5 protein-coding genes are annotated in these 4458 nt (G+C 61.5%); 3 read left to right on the forward strand and 2 right to left on the reverse strand.

Annotation, left to right across the window (positions count from 1 at the left end):
• Positions 1 to 393: 393 nt before the first annotated feature.
• Positions 394 to 846: a type IV pilin gene (locus C446_RS13350; protein ID WP_006673651.1), complete on the forward strand. Its 453-nt coding sequence runs from the start codon at positions 394 to 396 to the stop codon at positions 844 to 846.
• On the opposite strand, the gene C446_RS13355 is transcribed toward C446_RS13350, so the two are convergent.
• Together C446_RS13355 and C446_RS13360 are read right to left on the reverse strand one after the other, a co-directional pair.
• Complete coding sequence (locus C446_RS13355) at positions 847 to 1848, reverse strand: homing endonuclease associated repeat-containing protein (protein WP_152419440.1); 1002 nt, start codon at positions 1846 to 1848, stop codon at positions 847 to 849.
• 293 nt (positions 1849 to 2141) lie between these two features.
• Positions 2142 to 2597, reverse strand: coding sequence for a S24/S26 family peptidase (locus tag C446_RS13360; protein WP_006673653.1), 456 nt, complete (start codon positions 2595 to 2597; stop codon positions 2142 to 2144).
• Positions 2598 to 2893: 296 nt separating this feature from the next.
• On the opposite strand from C446_RS13360, the gene C446_RS13365 reads away from it, so the two are divergent.
• Positions 2894 to 3703, forward strand: coding sequence for an AAA family ATPase (locus C446_RS13365; protein ID WP_006673654.1), 810 nt, complete (start codon positions 2894 to 2896; stop codon positions 3701 to 3703).
• On the forward strand, positions 3700 to 4458 hold a 759-nt coding region (locus tag C446_RS13370), incomplete at its 3' end, for a Cdc6/Cdc18 family protein (RefSeq protein WP_006673655.1). The genes C446_RS13365 and C446_RS13370, both read left to right, overlap by 4 nt.

Below are 4458 nucleotides of genomic sequence, written 5' to 3' on the forward strand. Positions count from 1 at the left end.
CGTGTTGTAGGTGCGCGCGAGGGCGCGTTCGCTCACGAGGGCGTGGGTGGCGGCCATGCACGGGTGTGGGTGTGGTGGGGCCAAGAGGGTATCGGGATTCGGTGTCAGTTCTGAGAACGCCAGACGGCGTGGCTTCAAGGCACCGCTGTAGGGGTTCTACGCCCGCCTAATTCTCAGTTCTGAAAGCCTTTCTGACAGTCGTTGCTTCGAATCGGTTGAAGGATGGGGTAAATATATGTACCCGTAGTCAACTGGTTGTTACCAGCACCAAAATCCACGGGCGGCGGGAAGGGTGGCGGGTGGTCAGAGTGGACCCCCAATCCCGCGCGGGTCAGAGTACCCCGCGTGGGGTGTTAGTCCTTCCGGCCTTCGTGAAAGTGGTGCGCTGATACCATGTTCGATGGAAAACAGATTCGCGACAAATTAGTCGGATCGGACGAAAACCGTGCAGTGTCACCTGTCATAGGTGTCATATTGATGGTGGCAATCACTGTCATCCTTGCCGCCGTCATTGCAGCATTTGTGCTCGACCTTGGTAGTGGGATGGACACCGACCCGCAGGCCGGTGTTACCGTCGATGAAGATAGTGGTGAAGGAGAGGTGACAGTCACCGTTTCTTCACTGAACGATGCCGATGGAGTCGTGATTGTTGACAGCGATGGAGATATTCAAGATCACCTCGCTTCAACAGGTTCATCGGCAACATATGATCTGCCAGACCCAGACAGTGAAACATACAGTGCTGTTGCATACTTCGGAGAAGGTACCGATAGCGGCGCTCTCTCCGAAGTAGATGATATTACTGGAACATCGTCCGTGGCGACGTTCGACGTTGACGACGACTAACTACTGACCCCTCGGATCGTTACTAGTCCGATCCCATTTTTTGTGGCACGCGTTACAGAGTGTTACCAGATTCTCGAGTGCATCCGGATCACCGCCAGCGTCCGGAATGTGGTGGACGTGTAGATCTTGGCCGTAAACCTCGTTGTGTTCGTCGTTGTCCATCCGGCAGTCGACACACTGGTAGCCGTCGCGCTCGCGAACCTCCTCGCGGCGGTCCAACCAGTCGTCGGGGTAGTCGTCGGGCCACTCGCGGTCGCTCTCGTGTAACTCAAAGCCGGCGGCCTCGAGTCCATTGCGAACCGTTCCAAACACGCGATAGTACGGCTGTGTCGACGGCCCGTCGAGTTCGCCGATTTCCTTTTTCGTCGGCGGCCGGCCGAGGCGATCGCCGAGGTCGCGGAGGTGTTCGAGCAGTTCGTCCCGATCGTACCGCGCCCCGTGGCGGGTTTCGTCACCCTCGAGCCCGGCCTGTTCGCGCGCCTCGAGCCACGAGCCGAACCGTTTCGCGTACGTGGACGGGGCGTGGTCGGACCATTCGTCGAACTCCTCGAACGTCGGCGAGCGCCCAAACGCGTCGGCAGCGCGCTGTAACTCTCGAATCAACTCCTCATCAGAGACGTACTCGTGGTTTGTCCCGAGGCCGGCCTGCTCGAGGGCGTCGTTCCAGCCGTCGAAGTGGTTGTAGTAGGGTTGTGACGAGTAGTTGCCCGCATCGCTGTTCATATCCTTGCGGCGTGGCGTCCGCTCGAGTTCGGCAGCGAGTCGTTGGAGTTCGTCGAGAAGGTCTGCTTTCGTGATCGACGACTGAGTGTTGCCCGTATGGTTGGGTTCGTAGCCGGCTTCCCGAAGGGCGTCGTTCCAGTTCTCGAAGTGCTGGTAGTACAGGTTACTCGCGTAGCGGCCGTCGGCATCCATCTGCGACCGCGTCGGCGTGCCGTCGACCTCGTCGGCCAGCTCGTCGATCGCCTCGAGCAAGTCCTCGCGAGAAATCGTCTTGCTCACGCCGACCACCCCGTGGTGAATCGGCTGTCGTCGGAATAACTATACCAGTCCGTGCCGGTGGACTTAACACCGGCTACTCGGTAGGCTTGCATGGGTTCTTGGACACGTCATAGAGAACCCGACTCTGCCCGTTGCCGCGGGCAGGGTTCTTCCGGAACAGAACCCCCAAGAGAGTCGTGATTCTCTATTCCCAATATGTCTGTGTGGTTACTTAGTAATTGCGGAATATGGCGAAAACTGGCTGTACGAACGGTTCTATTACTGCTGCAAGTATGACTGTGATAGCTCCGTTTTCAGATAGGTCGTGGCAGCGATGGATTCCGTAGCTCCGAAACAACCGCCACCGGACCGAGAACGAGCCCGGCCATGACAAGCGCATCCCGAAGCGGAATCCGATAGACGACCACGCCGAGTAGCGTCTCGTCGGTGATCGGTTCGGCACCCATTTCTTGATCCGTTCGTGCGTTCGCATCACCTTGCGTAATGAGCCCCGCGTCAGTCTCGTCGACGACGCGATGCGTGCCGCGATCGTGGCTCAGGCCCGCGTCGGTCGCCTCGAACATCACCACGTCACCAACTTCCGGCTCGCCCTGGACCCAGACGTTGAGGACGTGTTGCTCCTCGCCCATCGACTCGCCGGTCGACATGGCGACGCCGAACGGAGCGCCCAGCAGCGCGCCGTATGCAATCGTCACGAGCACCAGCAGCGAGAGCGCAAGCGCGAGTACGTAGGTCCGTCGAGCAGTCATTACTCGAGACAGTCCGCTCGAGCGGCCGTAACTGTTCCGCCGACAGAACGCCCCTGTCGACACAAAGCTTATTCTAGACCCCGAAGACTGTCCACATGGCGCGGCCGAGTCGGACTGTCGTTGCCAGATGGTCCGCGGTCCCCGCCACCCGATCACCGCCGACGCGCCCGCCACCGCGTCGGTCGCCACCTCCTTTCCACCCTTTCGTTCGGCCACCACCGATCCGACGAAAATTTTCGACACTTCCGACAATCGCCCGGAATGTCTTTTGTGTTGTCTCGCGTCGGTGTGAGCAAATGCAGTATCTCACCGATCGGCAGGCGCTGCAAACGCGGACGCCGCCGAGCGAAATGTACGTCCGCGAGTCCGAACTCCGGGCGCTGCGGGAGACCTTGCAGCCGATCACCGATGGCCACGCCGTCGACGGCGCGGTGATCCACGGCCCCAGCGGCGCGGGGAAGACTCACGCCGCGAAACTCATCGTCGGCCAGCTCGCCGACGCGATCGCGACGCGGTCCGAGCAGTGCGGGCAGCGCTTCGAAGCCGACGGCGGCGGCCCCGGCGCGATCGCGGCGGCGCATATCGACTGTTGGGACCACAGTTCGTACGCGGCGATCATCGGGCAGTTGCTCGAGGCGATCGGCGAATCGGCGAAGCCGAAGAACACGCCCGGCTACGAACTGAACGCGCATTTGCGCGAGGAACTCGAGGAGCCGGCGGTCGTCATCCTCGATGAGGCCGACCAGATCGCCGCCGCCATGATCGTGCGGTCGTGCATACCCGACAGTATCGGGAGGTGGCATTTCAAGGTCCCGTCGGCTCGCTCGAGTGCCAGCGTGTGGCCGACCCGCCGGTTTCGAAATTCGCCCGCTGCTTATACATCCCGGCAGAGTGAACTTACAGCCATGATTACCAGTTCCGACGGGCTCGTGACCGATCCCGGCGTGCTCGACGCCGATTTCCAGCCCCAGGAGATCGCCCATCGGGACGGCCAACTCGACCACCTCGAGAGCAGTCTGCAAGACGTCCCCCTGCGACCACTTTCGGAAGTTTCGGAAACGGGGCCCCTACCGTTTTGGGAGAGTCCGTCGAATCGACACGTATGATTGTCAATCGCGACGTGCTCGAGGCGGAGTTCGTCCCGAGCGAGATTCTCCATCGGCATTCGGAAATCGAGCATCTCTCTGCCGTTCTCGACCCACTCCAAAGCGGCGGCCGCGTCGACGGTGCCCTCCTCTATGGCCCGACGGGCACCGGGAAAACCTGTACGTCACAGTGGCTCCTTGAGCGCCTGGAACAGCAACACGACGACATCCACACGACCCATATCGACTGCTGGTCGAACTCCTCGCGAGCGGCCGTCCTCCACCGACTCAACGAGGCCGTCAACGGGCCCGAACGAACCCGACTGACCCGGAGTTCCCCTGCCGACGAAATCGTGCGCAAGCTGAAACACGACCTCGAGCAGCCGTTCGTCGTGATCCTCGACGAGGCGGACCAGGTCGAAGAGGAGGTCGTGCTGTACGAGCTGTACGAGACGCCCAACGTCACGACGTTGTTGATCGCCAACGACGACGCCGAGTTTTTCGCCCCGCTGGCCGACCGCGTCGGGTCCCGACTGACGACGCTGCCACGACTCGAGTTTCCCGCCTACGAGCCCGACGAGCTGGTCTCGATTCTGGAGGAACGCGCCGACCACGGGTTGCGCCCGGACGCAATCGGGCCGGACTGTCTCGAGGTGATCGCCCGGACGGCCGACGGGGACGCCCGCGTCGCGATCGGGATCTTGCGCAACGCCGCGGAGAAGGCACGGGCGACCGGGGCCGACCGTATTTCGAACGAGATTGTGCTCGAGGTCGCC

The sequence above is a fragment of the Halobiforma nitratireducens JCM 10879 genome (assembly GCF_000337895.1).
Lineage (GTDB): Archaea > Halobacteriota > Halobacteria > Halobacteriales > Natrialbaceae > Natronobacterium > Natronobacterium nitratireducens.